Source organism: Pseudomonas sp. MMS21 TM103, assembly GCF_022132145.1.
GTDB lineage: Bacteria > Pseudomonadota > Gammaproteobacteria > Pseudomonadales > Pseudomonadaceae > Aquipseudomonas.
This window is the reverse complement of sequence record NZ_JAJISP010000001.1, coordinates 1,452,329-1,471,323: the sequence shown is the minus strand read 5'-3', so window position 1 is coordinate 1,471,323 and position 18,995 is coordinate 1,452,329. Positions and strand designations below refer to the sequence as shown.

Here is an 18,995-nt window from a genome sequence, read left to right as displayed (position 1 = left end):
ACGCCATCACTTGCCCTCCTCGAACAGCCGGTCCAGTGCATCCAGCAAGCCATCCTGCGGACGCGAAAAGTACACCCCGGCGCCGGGCATGCCGCGCAGGAACAGGTAGTAGGCCCCGCCCAGCTGGCTGCCGTCGAAGTCGGCCAGACGCTGACGCAGGAAGCGCCGCAGCGCCACCAGGTAGATCAGGTATTGCAGGTAGTAGTGCTCACCGGCCAGGGCCTGGAGCAGGCGTTCGCCGCCGTAGTAGCTGGCGTCCGGGCCGAGCCAGTTGGATTTGTAGTCGGCGATGTACCAGCGGCCGTCGTGTTCGAAGGTCAGGTCGATGAAGCCCTTGAGGAAACCCTTGAGGCTGTCGAACTCCAAACGGGCGGCCGCTTCGCGCATCGGCGCAGCCAGCCCAAAGGCCGGATCGGTGAGGATCGCCCGCAGGCGCTGCAGGTCGAGGTTGGCCACCGGGAAGGTGAAGCCCAGCTCCGGCAGGCGCCACGCCGACTGCAGGCTGCCCAGGGTCAGGCCGGCGCCGTCGAGATCGCTGTCGATCACCTGCTGCAACTGACTCAGCGCCACCTCGCTCCAGTCGCTGCTGATGCCATGACCGCGCAGGGCCGGCTCGATCAGCTCGGCCAACGGCGCCTTGCCGCGCGCCCAGTCTTCCAGGATCGCGTGCAGGCAGGTGCCGGCGCGGGCGCCGCGGGGGAAGGCGAAGAAGCCGCTACCCGGCTCGCTGGCGGCGGGCAGCACCAGGCTGTCGCGGTCCGGCGCTTCCATGTGCATGCCGGAAGCCAGGCCGGAGAAGCTGCCGATGCGCCAGGCGCTGTGCAGGCTGCGGTTCATGCTGTCCAGCTGCCGGGGCGCCGGCGCGCGGCGTTCACCGGCGGCGCTGGCTTCGCTCTCGCGCAGCACTTGCACGGCCATATGACCGTGGCTTGCGCCCACCAGCTGGTCGATTTCGCCGCGCAGGCCGCTGGGGTTGAGCGCTTGCAGATGGCCGGCGAGCTCGCCCAGGGCATCCGCGCCCTGCAAATGGCGACCGTGCAGCAGCCAGGCCAGGGCACTACTGTGCAAGCCGGCCTCGCTGAGCGTGCCGTCCTTCTTCGGCTTGCAGTCCACCGGACCCCAGTGCAACCAGAGACGGTCGCGGGCACGAGTCAGGGCCACATAGGTCAGGCGCAGGCGCTCGGCAAAACGCTCATGGCGGGCGCGCTCGCGATGCGTATCGAAGTCTTCGCCCCCCAGATCGAGCAACGGCGCACCGTCGTCGGCGTGGCAGGTGATGTCTTCGCTCTGGCGCAGCAAGGCGCCGTCCCACAGGTAGGGGCAGAACACCAGCGGGTATTCCAAACCCTTGGAGGTGTGGATGGTGACGATCTGCACCCGCTCGGCATCGCTTTCCAAACGCAGCAGGGCTTCTTCGCCGTGGGCCTCGGCGCTGCGCTGGGCGTTGAACCAGCTCAGCAGTTGCTCCAGCCCCGGGCGTTGCAGGCTCTCGGCTTGCAGCAGTTCGGCCAGGTGCAGCAGGTTGGTCAGCCGGCGTTCGCCATCGACCAGGGCGAGCAGCCGCGGCGCCACCTGCTGCTCGTCCAGCCAGGCGCGGAAGGCGCGCATGAAACCCTGTTGCTGCCAGAGTTGGTGGTAGCGCTCGGCAGCTTCGCGCTCGGCATCCCAGGCCTGGGCGTCGTCCTGGCAGGCGGCCAGATCGGCGGCGCTGCGCCCGAGCAGACGGCTGGCCAGGGCATAGCGCAGCGCACCTTCGCGACCCGGTTCGGCATAGGCGGCCAGCACTGCGGCTAGCTCACCGGCCTCTTCGCTGTGCCAGACGTTTTCCTTGCCGCGGCGTACGCTGGGCACCCCGCGGGCGGCCAGCTCAGCGGCGACTTCCCCGGCCTGGCGGTGGCTGGCGACCAGAACAGCGATATCGCCGCCTTTCAGCGCGGTACGTTCGTCCTGCGCCTCGAAATAGGCCTCACCGCGGCTACTCGCCGCCAGCAAGGCGGCGATGCGCCGGGCCGTATCGCGGGCGACCAGGCTGCCGGCTTCGCCCTTGCCGAGGTAATCGTCATCCAGCCAGACCAGGGCCAATGGCGCGTCCTGTTCGGCATCGACAACCGGCAGCACCAATTGCGCCCGCGCCCGCGAGCTGGCACCGACTTGCGGATAGCTCAGGCCCGGTTCGGCGAAGGGCATGGGGCGGTCGAACAACTGGTTGAGCGCGGCGATCAGCTCGGGGGTGGAACGGTGGTTGGTGGCCAGGCTGTACTGGCGCGCCGCTTCTTCGCGAGCCTTGAGGTAGGTGGCCAGATCGGCGCCGCGAAAGGCATAGATCGCCTGCTTGGGATCACCGACGAAACACAGGTCGCCCTGGTTTTCGTAGATCCGCCGGAACACCTGGTATTGCACCGGATCGGTGTCCTGGAACTCGTCGATCAGCGCCACCGGGTACTGCTCGCGCAGGGTGCCGGCCAGGTGCTCGCCGCCCTCGCCGTAGAGGCCCTGCTGCAGCTTGTTGAGCAGGTCGTCGAAGGCCAGCAGGCGCTGGGCGGCCTTGCGCTGCGGCAGTTGTTCGTTGAGCTGGGCGATCAGGCGTACCTGCAGGTCGATCAGGCGCTGCTCGGCTTCGGGCTGCGCGGTCTGCAGGGCCTCGCACAGGCCTTGCAGGGCATCGGCCAGCGCACTGTCCGGCGCACTGCTGCCCTTCTTGCTGGCCTTGGCCAGGCCGTCACGGGCCAGGCGCTGGTGCGCCTCGGTCTTGCTGAACAGCGCGGCGGCATCGCTGAAGTAGCCGTCCAGCTCGGCTTGCCAGGCGCTCAGTTTGAGCGGGTTGCACATATTGCTCTTGAAGCCGTCGAACGCCTTGAGCTGTTCCAGCCAGGCGCCACTGTCACGCTGCCAGCAGTCCCGGGCGTGCTGCCAGGCATTGCGCAGGGCGCTCATCTCGCTGCTGGCCCCGGGCTGCGGCTCGATGCGCAGGTAGGGCTTGCCCAGGTGGTTGCGCAGGCGCTGGCGCAGGCCCTGCGGGGTCAATTTGTGCTGCACCAGAAAGGCCGCCCACTCCGGCTCGGCGGCGGCCAGTTCATGGCGCCAGAGGTCGGCGAGCAGGGCGTCGAGAATCTCGCGGTCGTCGTGGGTCAGCTCGTTGTCGAAGTCACCGCCGGCCTCGAACGCGGCGTCCTGCAGCGCACGCTGGCAGAAGCCGTGGATGGTGAAGATCGCCGCCTCATCGAAGCCGTGCACCGCCAACAGCAGGCGCCGATGACTGGCCGCGTCCGGGTACTCGGCGTACAGGCGATTGAGCAGGTCATCGCTGCCGGGGCCGTTGTCATAGACCGCCAGCAACTCGGCCAGGCGCAGGCGAATGCGCTCGCGCAATTCGGCGGTGGCCGCGGTGGTGAAGGTCACCACTAGGATCTGGCTGACGTTGAGGCGCTTCTCCAGCAGCAGGCGGGCGTACAGCGCGGTGAGGGTCCAGGTCTTGCCGGTGCCGGCACTGGCCTCGATCAGCGAGCGACCGGCGAAGCTGTTGTGCAGCAGGTCCAGCGGTGCGCTCTTCATGCCTCATCCTCGTCACTGCCGCGCAGGGCATCCAGGGCCGGGCCATAGAGTTGTTCGGCCAGGGCTTCGAAGCGCTCGTCCAGCGGCTCGCGGTCGCGGAAAGCCAGGGCATTCCAGGGGTCCAGGCCTTCGCCGCTCATGTAGTCGTTGCCTTGCCACATCACCCGCGCTTCGCTGCGCGCGGCGTCGAGCGGCTCCTTGCGTCCGGGCTTGCGCCATTTGCTGGCGAAGCCATAACTGCACTTGGCCAGCACCGGCAGCGGTTCGCACAGTGCGCTCTTGTAGGCCTCGAGCCAGGGTTCGAGCAGTTGCAGCGGATTGGCCAGCGGGCCCAGGCGCCATTCGCTTTTCGGCGACAGCAGGCGGCTGTCGCGGGCGATGCCGGGGGTGGCGGCGCAGTTGAGCAGCAGGTGGCGCAGCCAGAACGGCGCCAGCTCCCAGGCGCCGAGGTCGCGCAGGCGGTAGTCGAACAGGCCGCTGGCGCTGACGCCGTCGAGCCAGCCGTGGATGCGCACACCGGCCAGCTGGATATCCACCAGCAGCGGTTGCGGCGCATCACTCGGGCGCTCGTCGAACAGGGTCGGGGCGAAGGCGCGGATCGGGCCGCGAATCTGCCCCCAGTGGGCCTGGCCCAATTCGCCCACCGGCAACCAGCCGGAGGCGGCGGCCACGCTGCGTTCCTCCCGTTCGCTCCAGCCTTGCTCGACGGCCCGCAGCGCCAGTTGGCGCAGGCCGTGCTGACTGGTCCATTCGACGCTGAAGGGTTCGTCGCCGGCCAGGGCTTCCTCGCTTTGCGCCAGGCGCAGGCCAAGGCGCTGCTCCAACAGGTAGCGCGCCGGGTGCTTGAAGCAGTGGATCAGCTGGCTGGGTTCCAGGGTCAGCTGATCGCCGTCTGGCGCGGCCAGGGTGCTGGCGAAGGGCTGCGGTGCTTCGACCACCTCGCTCAGGCGCTGGGCGGCGCGGAACCAGGGCGCGGCGAAACCGGCCTGGGCGCCACCGGCGAAGTTGCCGGCGGCGAAAGGCTGCAGTGGATGCTGGTGGGTGATGCGCGCGCTGGCGGTTTGCGTCTGTGGATCGGCGCAGATTGCGGTGAGGTCGATGACATCCAGCAGTTCGCTGACCAGCACCGAGGGTGGCAGCTCGGCGTTACTGCGCGGGTCGCGGCCGACGTAGCTGAGGTACAGGCCGCCACGCGCCGAGAGCAGGGTCTCGAGCAGCAGGTAACGATCGTCGAGGCGCCGGGCGCGGTCGCCACGCCGGGGTTTCTGGCCGATCAGGTCGAAGCCGGCGGCCGGGGTGCGCCTTGGCAGGGCGCCGTCATCCAGGCCGAGCAGGCAGACCAGGCGAAACGGCAGGCTGCGCATCGGCACCATGGTGCAGAAGGTCACCGCGCCGGTGAGAAAGCCCGAGGCGCCACCACCCTGCTCCAGCGCCGATGTCAGTTGCTGGCGGATCAGCGCCAGCTCCAGCGGTCGCTCGATGCCGGATGCCAGCGCCTGATCCTGCAGCGCCGCGCAGGCTCTGGAGAGCAATAACAGGGTGTCGCCGGCCTCGCGCTCGTCGAACAGGTCGTCGACCAGCTGCAACAGGGTCTCGGCCCATTCGCTCAGGCTGCGTGGACGCTGCAGGCTCTGCGCCAGGGCGGCCAGGCGCTCGACGAAGGCGACTAGGCGCCCGAGCAACTGCGCGCGACCACCTTCCAGGGCATCCAGCGGCCAGCTGTCGCCAAGCAAGGGGGCCTGGTCGCTGGCCAGTTGTGGCGGCGCGGCGAAGCCCAGCAGCAGGCGATCCAGACCCTGGCGCCAGGTAAAGGCGCTGTCGGCCGGCAGACCCAGTTGCTGGCGATGCGCACCGTCGCGGCCCCAGCGCACGCCGGCCTCGCGCAGCCAGTCGCGCAGCAGCGTCAGGTCCTCGGCTTCGATACCGGCGCGGCGGGCGATCGCCGGCTGCTCCAGCCACGCGAGGATTTCCTCGGCGGCAAAGCGACTGTCGGGCAGGGCCAGCAGGTTGAGGAAGGCTTCGATCAGCGGGACTTCCGCGCGCAGGCTGCGGTCGGCCAGGCTGAAGGGAATGCGGGGGCCGGCCGTCCGGGGGACGCCGGTTTTAGCCGAGAAAATCGCCTCGATATAGGGCGCATAGCGCTCGATATCCGGGGTCAGCACCACCACCTGGTCCGGGGTCAGCTCGGGCTCGGCGGCAAAGCGGGCGAGCAACTGGTCGTGCAGGATTTCCACTTCGCGCAGCGGCGAATGGGCGATATGCAGCTCCAGCGAGCGGTCGTCCTCGCGCAAGACCAGGCGCTCGTCGGTCTGCCGGGTGCGCAGGCGCAGGATGTCGTTCTGCAGCGCCTGCAACAGGCTGCTGTCGTGCAGAGCCTCATCTTCGGAATAGAGGCCGATTTCCTGGCTGCCTTCACTGGAAGCCAGAGAGAACAGGCTGTCGAAGAAGTCGCGGCCCTGCTTGCCCAGACTCGCCAGCAGCGGATGGCCGACGTCTAGGTACCAGTCATCGGGGCTCAGCTCGGGTTGCCGGGCCAGCTCGCGGATATCGCGAATCTCGCCCCAGGCCTCGCGGCAGGGGTTGAGGGCAAAGATCACCACCTCGGTGTGCCGCGCCAGGCCTTCGAGCACACGCAGGTGGTGGGTCGGCAGGCTGCTGATACCGAACACCAGTAGGCGTTCGGGCAGAGCGGCGATGGGCGCCTCGTCGTACAGGCGGCGCAGCAGGTCTTCGAGCAGGCGCGCACGATGCGGGTGGCCGTCGCGGGTCAGTTCGCGCCAGAGCAGCGCCTGCCAGGCTTCGTCAGGCCCCAGGTCGAGCAGCTCGTTGCGCTCCCAGGCGGCCAGCCAGTCGTCGCGATACAGCAGGTATTGGTCGAATACGTCGGCGATCTTGCTGGCCAACGACAGGCGGCGGCGCTCGTCGCCACCCTCGAGGTAATGCGCCAGACGCGGGGCCTCGGCCAGGTTGACCGGCTCGCACAACCAGTCATACAGGCGCCAGGCCAGGGTGGTCGGAGAGAACGCCGATTGCTCCGGCAACTGCCCCAGGACCAGGCGCGACAGGTCCCAGACGAACTTGGCCGGCAACTGCACCTCGAGCTGCATAGCAATGCCCTGCTTGCGCGCCAGTTCCAGGGTCAGCCAACGGCCCATGCCCTGACTCGGCACCACCACCAACGCCGGGGCGAAGGGCTCTTGCAGCGGCTGGGCGAGCAGCGTAGTCGCCAGTTCACCAAGGGTTTCCAGGTCAGGGGCGTGATAGAGATTGAGCATGGTTGGCACTGCATCCGTTGCGAAGCGCTAGGTTAACCAGTCTGGCGGCGCGGGGCGACAGCCAGTGTCGCCCGAGTGCTAGGATGACAGCGCACAAGGCCAGGAGGCGCAATGGACAACACGACCGATCATGCGGTGGATGTATTCCCCTATCTGCAGCTGCTCTACGAGCGCGGCGGTTCGGACCTGTTCTTCAGTGTAGGCGCGCCGCCGCACATGAAGCTCGAGGGCCACAGCCAGCCGGTCGGCGAACGTGCGCTGCAGGCCGGCGAGGTGCAGCAGCAAGCCTACCAGTTGATGACCCAGAAACAGATCATGGAGTTCGAACGCGATCTGGAGATGAACCTGGCGGTCAGCGTACAGAACGCCGGGCGCTTCCGGGTCAACGTCTACTACCAGCGCGGCGAAGTGAGCATGGTGGTGCGCCTGATCAAGAGCCAGATACCCGACTTCACGGCGCTCGGCCTGCCCAAGCTGCTGGAGAAGCTGAGCCTGCAGGATCGCGGCCTGATCCTCATGGTTGGCGCGGCCGGCTCGGGCAAGTCGACCACCCTGGCGGCCATGCTGGATTTCCGTAACCGCCACAAGAGCGGGCATATCGTCTGCATCGAAGACCCCATCGAGTTCCTCCACAAGCACCAGAAGTCGATCATCGACCAGCGCGAAGTCGGCCTGGACACTCACAGCTTCGCTGACGCCCTGCGCAACGTGCTGCGCGAGGCGCCGGACGTAATCATGCTCGGCGAGATCCGCGATGCAGCGACCATGCAGCACGCCTTGCACTACGCGGAAACCGGTCATCTGTGCCTGGCCACCCTGCACGCCACCAGCAGCAGCCATGCAATCGAGCGGATCGTGCGCTTCTTTCCGGACGAGGCGCGCAAGCAGGTACTGGCCGACCTGGCCCAGAATTTAAAGGCGGTGATCGGCCAGCGCCTGGTCCCCGGCGTGGCGCAGAAACGCGTGGCGGCGGTGGAGTTGATGCTGGCCACCCCCTATATCCGCGACCTGATCCAGCGCGACCAGCTGGACGATCTTCGCGAAGCCACGGCACGGGCGTTGGAACAGGGTCTGCAGACCTTCGACCAACACCTCTACCAACTGCTCGAGACTGGCCGGATCACCCTGACTGAAGCGCTCAAGTTCGCCGACTCGCGCACTGACCTGAGCCTCAAGGTCAAGCTGCAACGCGGCTTCGCGGCCGAGGATGGCGAGCTCAAGGTATTGCGCGACAGCTGAGTCGAGCCATGCCACTTAGGTGCAAGTGCCGGCAGGGAGCGCTTCTGCCACCCTGTCGCCCAGCAGTCCAATGAGGAGATCGCAATGCCCACCCTTGCCTTCGATGTATACGGCACCCTGATCGACCCCAGCGACGTCACCCGGCAACTGCGCACGACCCTCGGTGAGCGCGCCGAGGTCTTCTACCAGAGCTGGCGCGACAAGCAGCTGGAGTACAGTTTCCGGCGCGGCCTGATGGGCGCCTATGTGGATTTTGCCCAGTGCACCCGTGAGGCCCTGGCTTTTGTTTGTGCGCAGACCCAGGCCCCGTTCGACGCCGCGGCGCAACAAGGCTTGCTGGATGCCTGGAGCCACCTGCCGGCCTTCGCCGACAGCGCCCCTGGCCTGGCCGCCCTGCAGCAACGCGGGATTCGCCTGTATGCCTTCTCCAATGGCAGCCAGGCGGCAGTCAGCGCCCTGCTCGAACAGGCCGGTCTGGCGGACTTCTTTGACGAAATTGTCAGCGTCGAGGCAGTCCGCAGCTTCAAGCCGGCGCCGCAGGTTTACCAGCACCTGCTGAGTCGCACCGGCAGCGCCGCCGAAACGACCTGGCTGGTCTCCAGCAACCCCTTCGACGTACTCGGTGCAAACCACGCCGGCCTGCGCAGCGCCTGGGTCAGACGCAGCGAACAAGCCCAATTCGACCCCTGGGGCATCGAGCCGGATTTGCAGGTCGCCAGCTTGCTACAACTGGCCGAACGCCTGCCCGACTGAGCCGCCGCGCTGCTCTCGGCGGCTGGCGCGAAGGCCAATCGCCGACTACAGCTTAAGGCAGGCCCGGTAAAAACTATTCGATCCTGGGCCGACGCTATCGACCCGGGCCCAGCGTCACGGGTAACCTGCTCCACAGCCATTGGCTGCCCGCGCGTGGGCGCCCCTGTCAGGGAGATGCACGATGCTGACCCTGCTCAATCTGCTTTCTGCTGTTGCCCTGCTGATCTGGGGGACCCATATCGTCCGTACCGGCATCCTGCGCGTGTACGGCTCGCAGCTGCGCAAGGTCCTCAGCCACAACGTCAGTAAGCGGCCCCTGGCGTTTGCCGCCGGAATCGGCGTCACCGCCCTGGTACAGAGCAGCAACGCCACCGCGCTGCTGGTCACTTCCTTTGTCGGCCAAGGGTTGATGGCGCTGACACCGGCCCTGGCGATCATGCTCGGCGCCGACGTCGGCACGGCGCTGATGGCGCGGGTACTGACCTTCGACCTGAGCTGGCTGTCGCCGCTGCTGATTTTCCTCGGGGTGATCTTCTTCCTCTCGCGCCGGCAAACCCGCGCCGGCCAGCTGGGCCGCGTCGGCATAGGGCTGGGCCTGATGCTCCTGGCGCTGGAGTTGATCGTGGTCGCCGCCACACCTATCACCCAGGCCCACGGGATCAAGGTGCTGTTCGCCTCACTGACCGGCGACCTGCTGCTCGACGCCCTGATCGGCGCCTTGTTCGCCCTGATTTCCTACTCCAGCCTGGCGGCGGTGCTGCTCACCGCGACCCTGGCCGGCGCCGGGTTGATCAGCCTGCCGGTGGCTATTGGCCTGGTGATCGGCGCCAATATCGGCAGCGGCCTGCTGGCCTTCCTGACCTCCAGCCTGCAGACCCCGGCGGGGCGGCGGGTGGCACTCGGCAGCCTGTTGTACAAGCTGATAGGTCTGGTCCTGGTAATCCCCCTGCTCAATCCGCTGGTGAGCTGGCTGGACAGCCTGAACTGGCGCCCGGCCGAGCTGGTAATCGGCTTCCACCTGCTCTACAACAGCCTGCGCTGCTTGCTGATGCTGCCCAGCGTCGGGCCAATGGCGCGCTTCTGCAACTGGCTGCTGCCAGATCGCGCCGACACCGGCGGCGTCGCCCGCCCGCGCCACCTAGACCCCACGGCCCTGGCCACGCCGAGCCTGGCGCTGGCCAATGCGGTGCGCGAAACCCTGCGCATCGGCGACCTGATCGAGACCATGCTCAGCCACCTGCTGGAAGTCCTGCGCAGCAACCAGCCGGCGCTGAGCAAGGAGTTGCGCCGCCTGGATGACGATGTCGACGCCCTCTACAGCGCGGTCAAGCTGTACCTGGCTCAGGTGCCGCGTGAGGCACTCAGCGATCAGGACAGCCGGCGATGGGCGGAAATTCTCGAATGGGCAGTCAACCTGGAACAGGCCGGCAACATCATCGAGCGCATGCTCGGCAAGGTACAGGACGAAAAAACCGCGCAACGCCATGCCTTCTCCGAGAGCGGCCTGGAAGAACTGACCGGCCTGCATGCCCAGCTGATGGCCAACCTGCGCCTGGGCCTCAACGTGTTTCTCACCGGCGACTCCGAGAGCGCCCGCCAACTGCTCCATGAGAAACGCCGCTTCCGCGCCCAGGAGCGCCGTCTGGCCCACGCCCACGTCGGCCGCCTGCATCGCCAGGTGGTGCAAAGCATCGAAACCAGCTCGCTGCACATGGAGCTGATCGGCGACATGAAACGCCTCAACTCGCTGTTCTGCAGCAGTGCCTATGCGGTGCTGGAAAGCAGAGAGACAGGTGCGCTGCACGCGGAGGAAGTGGGTGGCGAGTAGCCGATAAGCCAAGGCAGACGAAGTCGCCGTAGCGGTGCAGCATCCATCAACTGCCTACGGCAACTGTCTCGGTTTCGATTTCGCCCGCCGGTGTGTAGCCAGACTACCGGGGCGAACAGTAAGAGATCGTTACTCTGGCGCAGCATGCTGACAGACGCGATAGCTGGGCTATGGCGCATAACCGTGGCGATCATCAGAGGCTTATTGCGCGGCCAGTTCGGCCTCGCGCTCAGTGATGGCCAGCTCTAGCTCAAGTGAGCGTTTGCCCCATTGCGCGGGCGGCAGAGGTTTGGATCACTCGACGACTTCGGGGGCGGTGAGGCCGGGGATATGGGCGAGTTTCTTGGTCAGTAGAACGGCGATCCAAGGCGCACCCAAAAATAGTCAGCCCGGTGAAGGCTGAGAAGGCTGCCCCATACTCTTTGGCTTTCAATTCATCGAAAAATTGGCCGAAAAGACATCGCCAAACGCCGAGGTATCCCTGCTGCTCCACTTTGCTACTCCTTTCCGCATGGGAGCTGTCAGGCACGGCATCCGTCCCTATCTCCATAAAACTACGGATGCATTTCGACTGCGCCATGGAGGTGATACCGCCGCCGGGATTGACCATCAGCACCCAACCCTTCTTGTCGAGACCATAGGCTTGATGCTCCTGGTCCTTGAGCGGAAACCACAGCAGCAGGCTGCCATGCTTGGTCGCGCCATAGGTACACAGGTTGGTGACGCTGGGGGCGATGGCATATACGCGCTCCCAGGGTACGAACCAGTAGCTGCCGTCTGGCTCGGTAATGCATACCTCGCGGCGTTGACGGTTGAAGCGAATCGGCGGGGTCAGGGGCTTGCGCCATTGTTTGATAAAGAAGTACCAGAGGGTGCCCATTAACCCCCCCATGAAAGCAAGCATCGCAGGCTTAGCCAATAGTCTCCTGTTGAAGCAACCCAAGCAGAGGTCGCCACCACTAAGACAGTACCCATATGCAGTGTCCGCCAACCCGCTGCCATGGCGAAACTGCCGATATCCAGATAGACCTCATTCTTGCGCCAGATGATATTCATCAGATCGCTGGCGGGCTGGCCGGTGGGGATGGGCAAAGGGGCCAGGAGCTCCTGCTTCCAGAGCAAGCTCTGTTCTACTTCGCCGGCGTGATCAGCCACATCGCGTCCTTAGGTTGTAGCTGGCCTGGGCTAACGGCAATGGCGCTGTAGCGGTCACTGATAAACCGGCCGTCGCTGGAGCCATGCATGAGGATGCTCTATCCCGTGATCGATATAGCGCATGCCCATGCCGCCGCCCACCACTGGCTTTGGCGGATCGAGGGAGCCAGTCTGCACGGCCAGTGGGCTGTGGTATAGAACCTGAAGCTGCCCGTAGGTATTGTTCGCCGCGTGGACCTTGCTGACTAGGGCCGGCAGCAAGAACGTCCAGACGCTCGGACAAAGTCTGTGCTGCGCAATGGACCAGCCAAGTGCAAGCCCACGCAATACTGACACTGGTCAATAGCAGCACTGGCCCATCGCGCTAGCCTTGATGGCAATTCGCCATCGAGTGACTGCCATGCACCAGAACTGCCTGCTCGTGACCCTGCCCAAACCGCAATGCGCCAGCCGCGTCCGGCAATTACTGCACGACCAGGCGCCCGGTTGCGAAGTACTCGGCCAGCCGGGGGACTGCAGTCAAGCTGCGTCTTGTCGCTGGCTGCGGGCGCTGCCGCCGCATCAGGCCGGTGAAGTGCAAGCCCTGCTGCGCGATGCCGTGGAGGTACTGGAGCAGACCCGACATGCCTTCAAGTCGGCGCAACTGGCGCAGCTACGCAAACGGACGATGCGCATGCTGGAAACCTTGTCGGAAAATCCTGAATAAGGTAAAACCACACTTTTAGTAGTGGTTTTCGCTTCGGCGATAACCAGCTTTGCCGGGCAGGACATAAGGGCCTGCAAGACAGAGCGTCGAGGTTAGTCATTTTTTCAGATGACTAACCTCGACGCTTTTTTTTGCGCCGAGAAATGTAAGGGACTCTCCATGGGCAACGAACAAGAATTCCAGGAACTGCTCCAGCATGTCGGTCTCGACCACGAAGAAATCAGCCAGCGTCTGCGCTTTCTCGACTGGAGCGCTGCCGACGTCGAGCAGCTCAGCCGGCACAGCGCAGCGCTGCTGCCGGCCCACTCCGATTTTCTCGACCAGCTCTACCAGCGCCTTGGCGAATTTCCGGCGACCGCCGCCATCGTCAACGACCCGTCCACCATCACTCGCCTCAAGCACAGCCAGAGCGACTATTACCAGCGCCTGTGGAATGGTCCTTACGACCAGAGTTACGTACTCAATCGCCTGCGCATCGGCTGGGTCCACCAGAAGATCGGTGTCGACCTCAAGTGGTACCTGGGCGCCTACCGCCTCTACCTGCATGAAATGCTCGATGGCCTGCTCGGCGAGCACCCGGCCTGCGCCGGCTTCGCCAGCCTGCTGAAGGCGGTGTTCTTCGACATCGGCCTGGCCCTGGACACCTACAGCGCGGCACAGCGCAAGGCCCTGGAGAGCAGCGAGGCACGTTTCGCCCGCGCCCTGCGCGGCGCCAACGACGGACTCTGGGATTGGCACGTCGACCACGACCAGCTGTACCTCTCCGAACGCTGGGCGAGCATGCTCGACCTGCACCGCGACCAGCTCGGCAGCGGCAGCGCCGGCTGGTTTGCCCGCGTCCACCCGGACGATCTCGGCGGCCTGCGCCGGGCCATAGACGCGCACCTGCAGGGCAGCACGGCTTCGCTGCACCACGAGTACCGCATTCGCCGGCAGAGCGGCAGCTATCTCTGGGTGCTGGTGCGCGGTGTTGCCGAGCAGGTCGCTGAGGGCCAGCGGCGCATGGCCGGTTCGCAGACCGACATCAGCCAACGCCGCGCCGCCCAGGAGCAACTGCAGCATGCTGCCCGTCACGACCCGCTCACCGGCCTGGCCAACCGCGACCGCCTGACAGAGCTGCTGACCCTGGCCCTGCAGCGCCAGGGCCGGCCCGGTGCGCGCGAAGCCGCCCTGTTGTTCATCGACCTGGACCGTTTCAAGCTGATCAACGACAGTCTCGGCCATCACATCGGCGACCATGTACTGGTAGAAGTGGCACGCCGCCTCGGCCATTGCCTGCGCCCCGGCGATCATCTGATCCGCTTCGGCGGCGACGAGTTCGTGGTCTTGCTCGACGATCTCGCCTGCAGTGCCGACGCCGAGCGGGTGGCCCAACGCATGCTGGACAGCCTGCAGCCACCCCTGCAAGTGCAGGAACACCAGCTGATGGTCAGTATCAGCATCGGCATCGCCGCGCTGAGCGAGGAAAACGCCGGCCTCGATTCGCTGCAAGCCGCCGACCTCGCCCTGTACCGCGCCAAGGCCGCCGGCAAGGCGCAGTTCGCCCGCTACAGCAGCGAGATGCAGGCCCAGGCCCAGCATCAGCTGGAACTGCAGGGCGCGCTGAGTCAGGCACTGGCCAGGGACGAGTTCAGCCTGGTCTATCAACCCATCTGCCAGCTGGATCAGGAGCAGCCCTGCCTGGTGGCCGTGGAAGCCCTGCTGCGCTGGCAGCACAAGGGCCAAGCGGTTTCGCCGCTGGAGTTCATCCCCTGCCTGGAAGAGTCCGGAGGGATACTGGCGGTCGGCGACTGGGTGCTGCGCCAGGCGTGTGCGCAAGTGCGCCACTGGCAACTGGCCGGCCAGGCGTCTCTGCGCTGCTCGGTCAACCTGTCCAGTCGGCAACTGCAACAGACCGACTTCGCCGTGCGGGTGGCCGATATCCTGCGCGCAAGCGGCCTGCCGCCCGCCACCCTGGTGCTGGAGATCACCGAAAGCCAGCTAATGGAAGACAGCGCCCAGACCCTGTCCTGCCTGCGTGAACTGGCCAGCCTGGGCATCCAGCTGGCGCTGGACGATTTCGGCACCGGCTACTCCTCGCTCGGCTACCTCAAACGCTTTCCGCTGCACATCCTCAAGGTCGACAAGAGCTTTATCAGCGGCACGTCCGCGACTGGCGACTCGCAGCTGATCAGCCGCGCCATCATCGGCCTGGGCCTGAGCCTTGGCCTGGAGGTGGTGGCCGAGGGCGTGGAGCGCAGCGAACACCTCGACTTCCTGCGCGCCGAAGGCTGTCGTCTGGCGCAGGGCTACTGGTTCAGCCGCCCGCGAGCACCGGCCGGGCTGGAGCGCCTGTTCAGCGGCGAGGACTGCTTCGAAGGTCTCGACTACCGGTTGCACCCCCAGCTCGACCCCGCACCCTCATTCCCATAACAATAACGCGCGAGAGAACCGCCCCCATGAAACTCAATATGCCCGTCAGTGGCCGTGCCATCGCAGTCGACGCCCAAGCCAATATCCTTTCCACCACCGACCTCAAGGGGGCGGTGACCTACGTCAATCCGGACTTCATCGCCATCAGTGGCTTCACTGAAGCCGAGTTGCTCGGCCACAACCACAACATCGTGCGCCACCCGGACATGCCGCCGCAGGCATTCGCCGACCTCTGGCGCACGCTCAAGGCGGGACGCTCATGGATGGGCCTGGTGAAGAATCGCTGCAAGAACGGCGACCATTACTGGGTCAGTGCCTATGCGACCCCGGTGCTGCGCAATGGCCAGGTGGTGGAATACCAATCGGTGCGCACGCTGGCATCGGCACCGGGGGTCAAGCGCGCCGAGGGCCTGTACGGCGAACTGCGCGCCGGACGCACCCCGCCACGGTTACGAGCGCCGCGGCTGAGCCTCACGCAACGTCTCAGTCTGCTCTGCGCAGCGCCCGGGCTAATCGTGGCCACGCTGCTCGGGGTCGGCGGCGCCCTGCCGCTGCTGCCCGCCCTCGGCGGCGCCGCGGTGCTCGCCGGGCTGCTGGCCGGTGTGCTGCACCTTGGCCTGCGGCCGCTGGCGGGCTTGACCGAGCAGGCCCGGGCGATTGCCGACAACCCGCTGAGCCAGCTGGTTTATACCGGCCGCAACGACTGTTTCGGCCAGATTGCCTTCGCCCTGCACAGCCTGCAGGCCGAAACCGGTGCCGTGGTCGGCCGGATGGCAGACTCCGCCCGGCAGCTGAGTGTCGAAGCCGGGCAGTTGGTCGCCGCGGTGGACAGCAGTAGCCAGGCGACCATGCAGCAACAGGGCGAAACCGATCAGGTCGCCAGCGCCATCGGCCAAATGGCCAGTAGCGTGCAAGAGGTGGCGCGGCATGCACAGCTCAGCGCCAGCGCTGCCGGCGCCGCCGACCTGGAAACCGGCAGCGGTCTGCAGCTGGTCGAACACACCCGGCAGTCGATCGCCGCCCTGGCCAGCGAAGTACAGCAGAGCAGCCAGGTGATCCACCAACTGGAGTTGCACAGTCAGGAGATCAATCGCGCCCTGGAAGTGATCCAGAGCATTGCCGAACAGACCAACCTGCTCGCCCTCAACGCCGCGATCGAAGCAGCGCGGGCCGGCGAGGCCGGTCGTGGTTTCGCCGTGGTCGCCGACGAGGTGCGCGGCCTGGCTTCGCGCACCCAACAGTCCACCGCGGAAATCCACGGCATCATCAGCAACCTGCAGCAGGGTACCGGCAACGCCGTGGCGGCCATGAGCCGTAGCCAGCAACAGGCCGAGGCCAGCGTTGCCCATGCGCTACAAGCCGCCCAGGCACTCGAAGGCATCAACCAGAGAGTCAGCCAGATCAGCGACATGAACCTGCAGATCGCCGCCGCCGTGGAGCAGCAGAGCGCCGTCGGCGACGATATCCAGCGCAACCTCAGCGGTATCCGCCTGGCCAGCGAGAGCAATGTCGTGGCCAGCAGCCAGAGCCGCAGCAGCGCCAACCAGGTCGCGGCCCTGGCCGAGCGCCTGCAGTCCCTGGTCGAGCATTTCTGGGGGCAGAAGCGCAATCACTGATGACCGGCAGGCGGGTCTGGATACAAGCGTCGCGCACAAGGAGTATTCTCCGCTATTCGCCGACCCTGACCATTGCCATGAGCCTACCCTTGACCCTACTCGCACGCGGGAAAACCCAGCTGCTCAGCCTATTCGCCCTGCTCCAGCGCCACCCCGGGCTGGTGGCGATCTTCGGTTTCGCCTCTGGACTGGCAAGCTTCCTGCTGGTCGAGCGCCAGGCCGAATTGGCCCAGGCGCTGGCCACGGTGATGCTGGTCAGCTGGCTGTGGCTGATTCTGGAAAATACCCTGCGCGCGCAGATCGCCCGCTGGTTTGGCTTCGAGTTGCCGCCGCCGCTGCTGCGCTACGCGACCCAGATGATCCACCAGGAAAGCCTCTTCTTCGTCCTGCCGTTCTTCTTCATCACCACCACCTGGAACAGCGGCCAGGCGCTGTTCAGCGGTGTGCTGGCGATAGCGGCGCTGGTCTCGATCATTGATCCGCTGTACTACAAGTGGCTGGCGCCGCGGCGCTGGCTGTTCCTCGCCTATCACACCTTGGCGCTGTTCGCGGTCATGCTCACCGCCTTGCCGATCATCTTCAAGCTGACGACTCCGCAGAGCTATCAGTTGGCATTGGTCACCGCGGTGATCCTGTCGGTTCCCAGCCTGATGGGGATCATCACGATGCAGCGGTGGTGGCGCGGCGTGCTGCTGATGGGCTTGACCCTGGCGCTGGGTGCGACCGGCTGGCTGGCCAGGGTCTGGGTGCCGCCGGCAACGCTGTGGCTGACCGAGGTGGCGGTTAGCCAGGAATTCAACGACCGCAACCGCTCGCCAGGCGCCGGACTCAAGCAGCTCGGCATCGCCCAATTGCGTGCCCAGGGGCTGTTCGCCTACACCGCGATCAATGCACCGCGGGGCCTGAACGAGCGCATCTACCATGTCTGGCGGCACAACGGCGAGGAAGTCGAGCGGATCGCTCTGGACATTTCCGGTGGACGCAAGGAAGGCTATCGCGCCTGGACCCATAAGCAGAACTTCCCGAACGACCCACTTGGCCGCTGGCAGATCCAGGTGCTCACCGAGGCCGGGCAGATGATCGGCGTGTTGAGCTTCCAGGTGCTGGAGTCAGCAGCCGCCACGGCTCCCGATCTGGGCGGCCAAGCCGAAACAGCGGATCAGCCGAAGAACCAGTAACACACGCCGATAGCGGCGAGGATCCCGGCCAGGTCGGCGAACAGCGCGCAGGCCACGGCATGCCGGGCACGCTGGATGCCCACCGCGCCGAAATACACCGCCAGCACATAAAAGGTGGTCTCGGTACTGCCCTGCACCGTGGCGGCCAACAAGGCGGGAAAACTGTCCACGCCGAAACTCTGCATGGTCTCGATCAGCATGGCCCGCGCCGCGCTGCCGGAGAACGGCTTCATCAGCGCGGTGGGCAGAGCATCAATGAAACGGGTGTCCCAGCCCAGCCATTGCCCCACGGCGCGTACGCCATCAAGGCCAAAGTCCAGGGCACCGGAGGCGCGCAGTACACCAATCGCGCAGAGCATGGCGACCAGGTAGGGCAACAGGCTCTTGGCCACGTCGAAGCCTTCCTTGGCGCCTTCGATAAAGCTCTCGTAGACCGGCACCCGGCGCAGCGCACCGACCAGCAGAAACAGCAGGATCAGGCCGAACAGGGTGAGATTGCCGAGCAGCGAGGACAGCGCCGCCAGCGCCGTGGCCGAGAGGCCGGCCAGCAGCGCCATGAAGCCGCCGAGCAGCAATGCACCGGGAACCAGGTAGGCCAGCACCACCGGATCCCACAGGCGCAGACGCTGGACCAGGGCCACCGCCAGCAGGCCGGCCAGGGTCGAAGCGCTGGTGGCCAGGAGGATCGGCAGGAACACCAGGGTCGGGTCGTCGGCGCCCTGCTGTACCCGGTACATGAAGATCGATACCGGTAGCAGGGTCAGGGAGGAGGTGTTGAGCACCAGGAAGAGGATCTGCGCGTTGCTCGCCACCACCTTGCTCGGGTTCAGCTCCTGCAACGCCCGCATGGCTTTCAGGCCGATCGGCGTGGCGGCGTTGTCCAGGCCCAGGCCGTTGGCGGCGAAGTTGAGGGTGATGAAGCCCAGCGCCGGATGGCCGCGCGGCACCTCGGGCATCAGCCGCGCGAACAACGGCCCCAGCGCACGCCCCAGGAGGTCGACCAGGCCGGCCCTCTCGGCGATGCGCAGAAAGCCCAGCCACAGGGTCAGGGTGCCGAACAGCACCACCATCACCTCGACCGCCAGCTTGGCCATGGCGAACAGGCTTTCGACCATCGCGGCGAACACCGCCGGATCGTCACCCAGCAACCAGCGCGACAATCCCGCCACTGCCGCCACCACGAAAAATCCCAGCCACAAGCCGTTCAGCATCTTCCACCCCCGATCGATGGGCGGATGATAGCGCGGCTCAAGGTGGCCGCGCCCAGCTTGTGTGGTGACT

12 protein-coding genes and 1 pseudogene are annotated in these 18,995 nt (G+C 66.1%); 8 read left to right on the top strand and 5 right to left on the bottom strand.

All coding sequences use genetic code 11. From position 1 onward, the window contains the following. Nucleotides 1-6: 6 nt before the first annotated feature. Nucleotides 7-3,552: an exodeoxyribonuclease V subunit beta gene (gene recB / locus LJY18_RS06745; RefSeq protein WP_238041007.1), complete on the bottom strand. Its 3,546-nt coding sequence runs from the start codon at nt 3,550-3,552 to the stop codon at nt 7-9. Continuing rightward, complete coding sequence (gene recC / locus LJY18_RS06740; RefSeq protein WP_238041006.1) at nt 3,549-6,827, bottom strand: exodeoxyribonuclease V subunit gamma; 3,279 nt, start codon at nt 6,825-6,827, stop codon at nt 3,549-3,551. Before recC ends, recB begins: the two co-directional genes overlap by 4 nt. 111 nt (nt 6,828-6,938) lie before the next feature. On the opposite strand from recC, the gene LJY18_RS06735 reads away from it, so the two are divergent. The 3 genes from LJY18_RS06735 to LJY18_RS06725 all read left to right on the top strand — a co-directional run bounded on the left by LJY18_RS06735 (nt 6,939) and on the right by LJY18_RS06725 (nt 10,647). Beyond that, a complete protein-coding gene (locus LJY18_RS06735) occupies nt 6,939-8,066 on the top strand; it encodes a PilT/PilU family type 4a pilus ATPase (RefSeq protein WP_238041005.1) in 1,128 nt (375 codons plus the stop codon). Between the two features lie 84 nt (nt 8,067-8,150). Beyond that, a complete protein-coding gene (locus tag LJY18_RS06730) occupies nt 8,151-8,819 on the top strand; it encodes a haloacid dehalogenase type II (protein WP_238041004.1) in 669 nt (222 codons plus the stop codon). A 181-nt stretch (nt 8,820-9,000) separates the two neighbouring features. Then, nucleotides 9,001-10,647, top strand: coding sequence for a Na/Pi cotransporter family protein (locus LJY18_RS06725; RefSeq protein ID WP_238041003.1), 1,647 nt, complete (start codon nt 9,001-9,003; stop codon nt 10,645-10,647). 250 nt (nt 10,648-10,897) lie between these two features. Here the strand turns inward: LJY18_RS06725 and LJY18_RS06720 are convergent, their stop codons facing one another. Next, the gene (locus LJY18_RS06720; RefSeq protein ID WP_238041002.1) at nt 10,898-11,527 is read right to left on the bottom strand and encodes a hypothetical protein; all 630 of its coding nucleotides are present in this window, start codon (nt 11,525-11,527) and stop codon (nt 10,898-10,900) included. Further along, nucleotides 11,527-11,802 carry a hypothetical protein gene (locus LJY18_RS06715; RefSeq protein ID WP_238041001.1) on the bottom strand — a complete coding sequence of 92 codons (276 nt, stop codon included), beginning with the start codon at nt 11,800-11,802 and terminating at the stop codon, nt 11,527-11,529. The genes LJY18_RS06720 and LJY18_RS06715 overlap by 1 nt, the downstream gene beginning before the upstream one ends. 400 nt (nt 11,803-12,202) lie before the next feature. On the opposite strand from LJY18_RS06715, the gene LJY18_RS06710 reads away from it, so the two are divergent. From LJY18_RS06710 to LJY18_RS06695, 5 genes and pseudogenes are all read left to right on the top strand, one after another. Next, nucleotides 12,203-12,508, top strand: a complete 306-nt coding sequence (locus LJY18_RS06710; RefSeq protein WP_238041000.1) for a hypothetical protein — start codon at nt 12,203-12,205, stop codon at nt 12,506-12,508. A 159-nt stretch (nt 12,509-12,667) separates the two neighbouring features. Beyond that, nucleotides 12,668-14,920 (top strand): EAL domain-containing protein, encoded by a 2,253-nt coding sequence (locus LJY18_RS06705; protein ID WP_238040999.1) that lies wholly within the window; start codon nt 12,668-12,670, stop codon nt 14,918-14,920. A gap of 26 nt (nt 14,921-14,946) precedes the next feature. Then, nucleotides 14,947-15,654: pseudogene (locus LJY18_RS22660) on the top strand (PAS domain-containing protein); the annotation flags it as partial. Nucleotides 15,655-15,690: 36 nt separating this feature from the next. Continuing rightward, complete coding sequence (locus tag LJY18_RS22655; RefSeq protein WP_442964474.1) at nt 15,691-16,536, top strand: methyl-accepting chemotaxis protein; 846 nt, start codon at nt 15,691-15,693, stop codon at nt 16,534-16,536. A gap of 89 nt (nt 16,537-16,625) precedes the next feature. Then, a complete protein-coding gene (locus LJY18_RS06695) occupies nt 16,626-17,714 on the top strand; it encodes a DUF5924 family protein (RefSeq protein WP_238040997.1) in 1,089 nt (362 codons plus the stop codon). Here LJY18_RS06695 and LJY18_RS06690 read toward each other — a convergent pair. Continuing rightward, nucleotides 17,696-18,925, bottom strand: coding sequence for a nucleoside recognition domain-containing protein (locus tag LJY18_RS06690; RefSeq protein WP_238040996.1), 1,230 nt, complete (start codon nt 18,923-18,925; stop codon nt 17,696-17,698). The genes LJY18_RS06695 and LJY18_RS06690 overlap by 19 nt on opposite strands. Between the last annotated feature and the right edge of the window lie 70 nt (nt 18,926-18,995).

What these genes read in the sequence shown, in the direction of transcription:
- recB (WP_238041007.1), bottom strand. Translation starts at nt 3,552, where the DNA reads ATGAAGAGCGCACCGCTGGACCTGCTGCACAACAGCTTCGCCGGTCGC.
- recC (WP_238041006.1), bottom strand. Translation starts at nt 6,827, where the DNA reads ATGCTCAATCTCTATCACGCCCCTGACCTGGAAACCCTTGGTGAACTG.
- LJY18_RS06735 (WP_238041005.1), top strand. Translation starts at nt 6,939, where the DNA reads ATGGACAACACGACCGATCATGCGGTGGATGTATTCCCCTATCTGCAG.
- LJY18_RS06730 (WP_238041004.1), top strand. Translation starts at nt 8,151, where the DNA reads ATGCCCACCCTTGCCTTCGATGTATACGGCACCCTGATCGACCCCAGC.
- LJY18_RS06725 (WP_238041003.1), top strand. Translation starts at nt 9,001, where the DNA reads ATGCTGACCCTGCTCAATCTGCTTTCTGCTGTTGCCCTGCTGATCTGG.
- LJY18_RS06720 (WP_238041002.1), bottom strand. Translation starts at nt 11,527, where the DNA reads ATGGGCACCCTCTGGTACTTCTTTATCAAACAATGGCGCAAGCCCCTG.
- LJY18_RS06710 (WP_238041000.1), top strand. Translation starts at nt 12,203, where the DNA reads ATGCACCAGAACTGCCTGCTCGTGACCCTGCCCAAACCGCAATGCGCC.
- LJY18_RS06705 (WP_238040999.1), top strand. Translation starts at nt 12,668, where the DNA reads ATGGGCAACGAACAAGAATTCCAGGAACTGCTCCAGCATGTCGGTCTC.
- LJY18_RS22655 (WP_442964474.1), top strand. Translation starts at nt 15,691, where the DNA reads ATGGCAGACTCCGCCCGGCAGCTGAGTGTCGAAGCCGGGCAGTTGGTC.
- LJY18_RS06690 (WP_238040996.1), bottom strand. Translation starts at nt 18,925, where the DNA reads ATGCTGAACGGCTTGTGGCTGGGATTTTTCGTGGTGGCGGCAGTGGCG.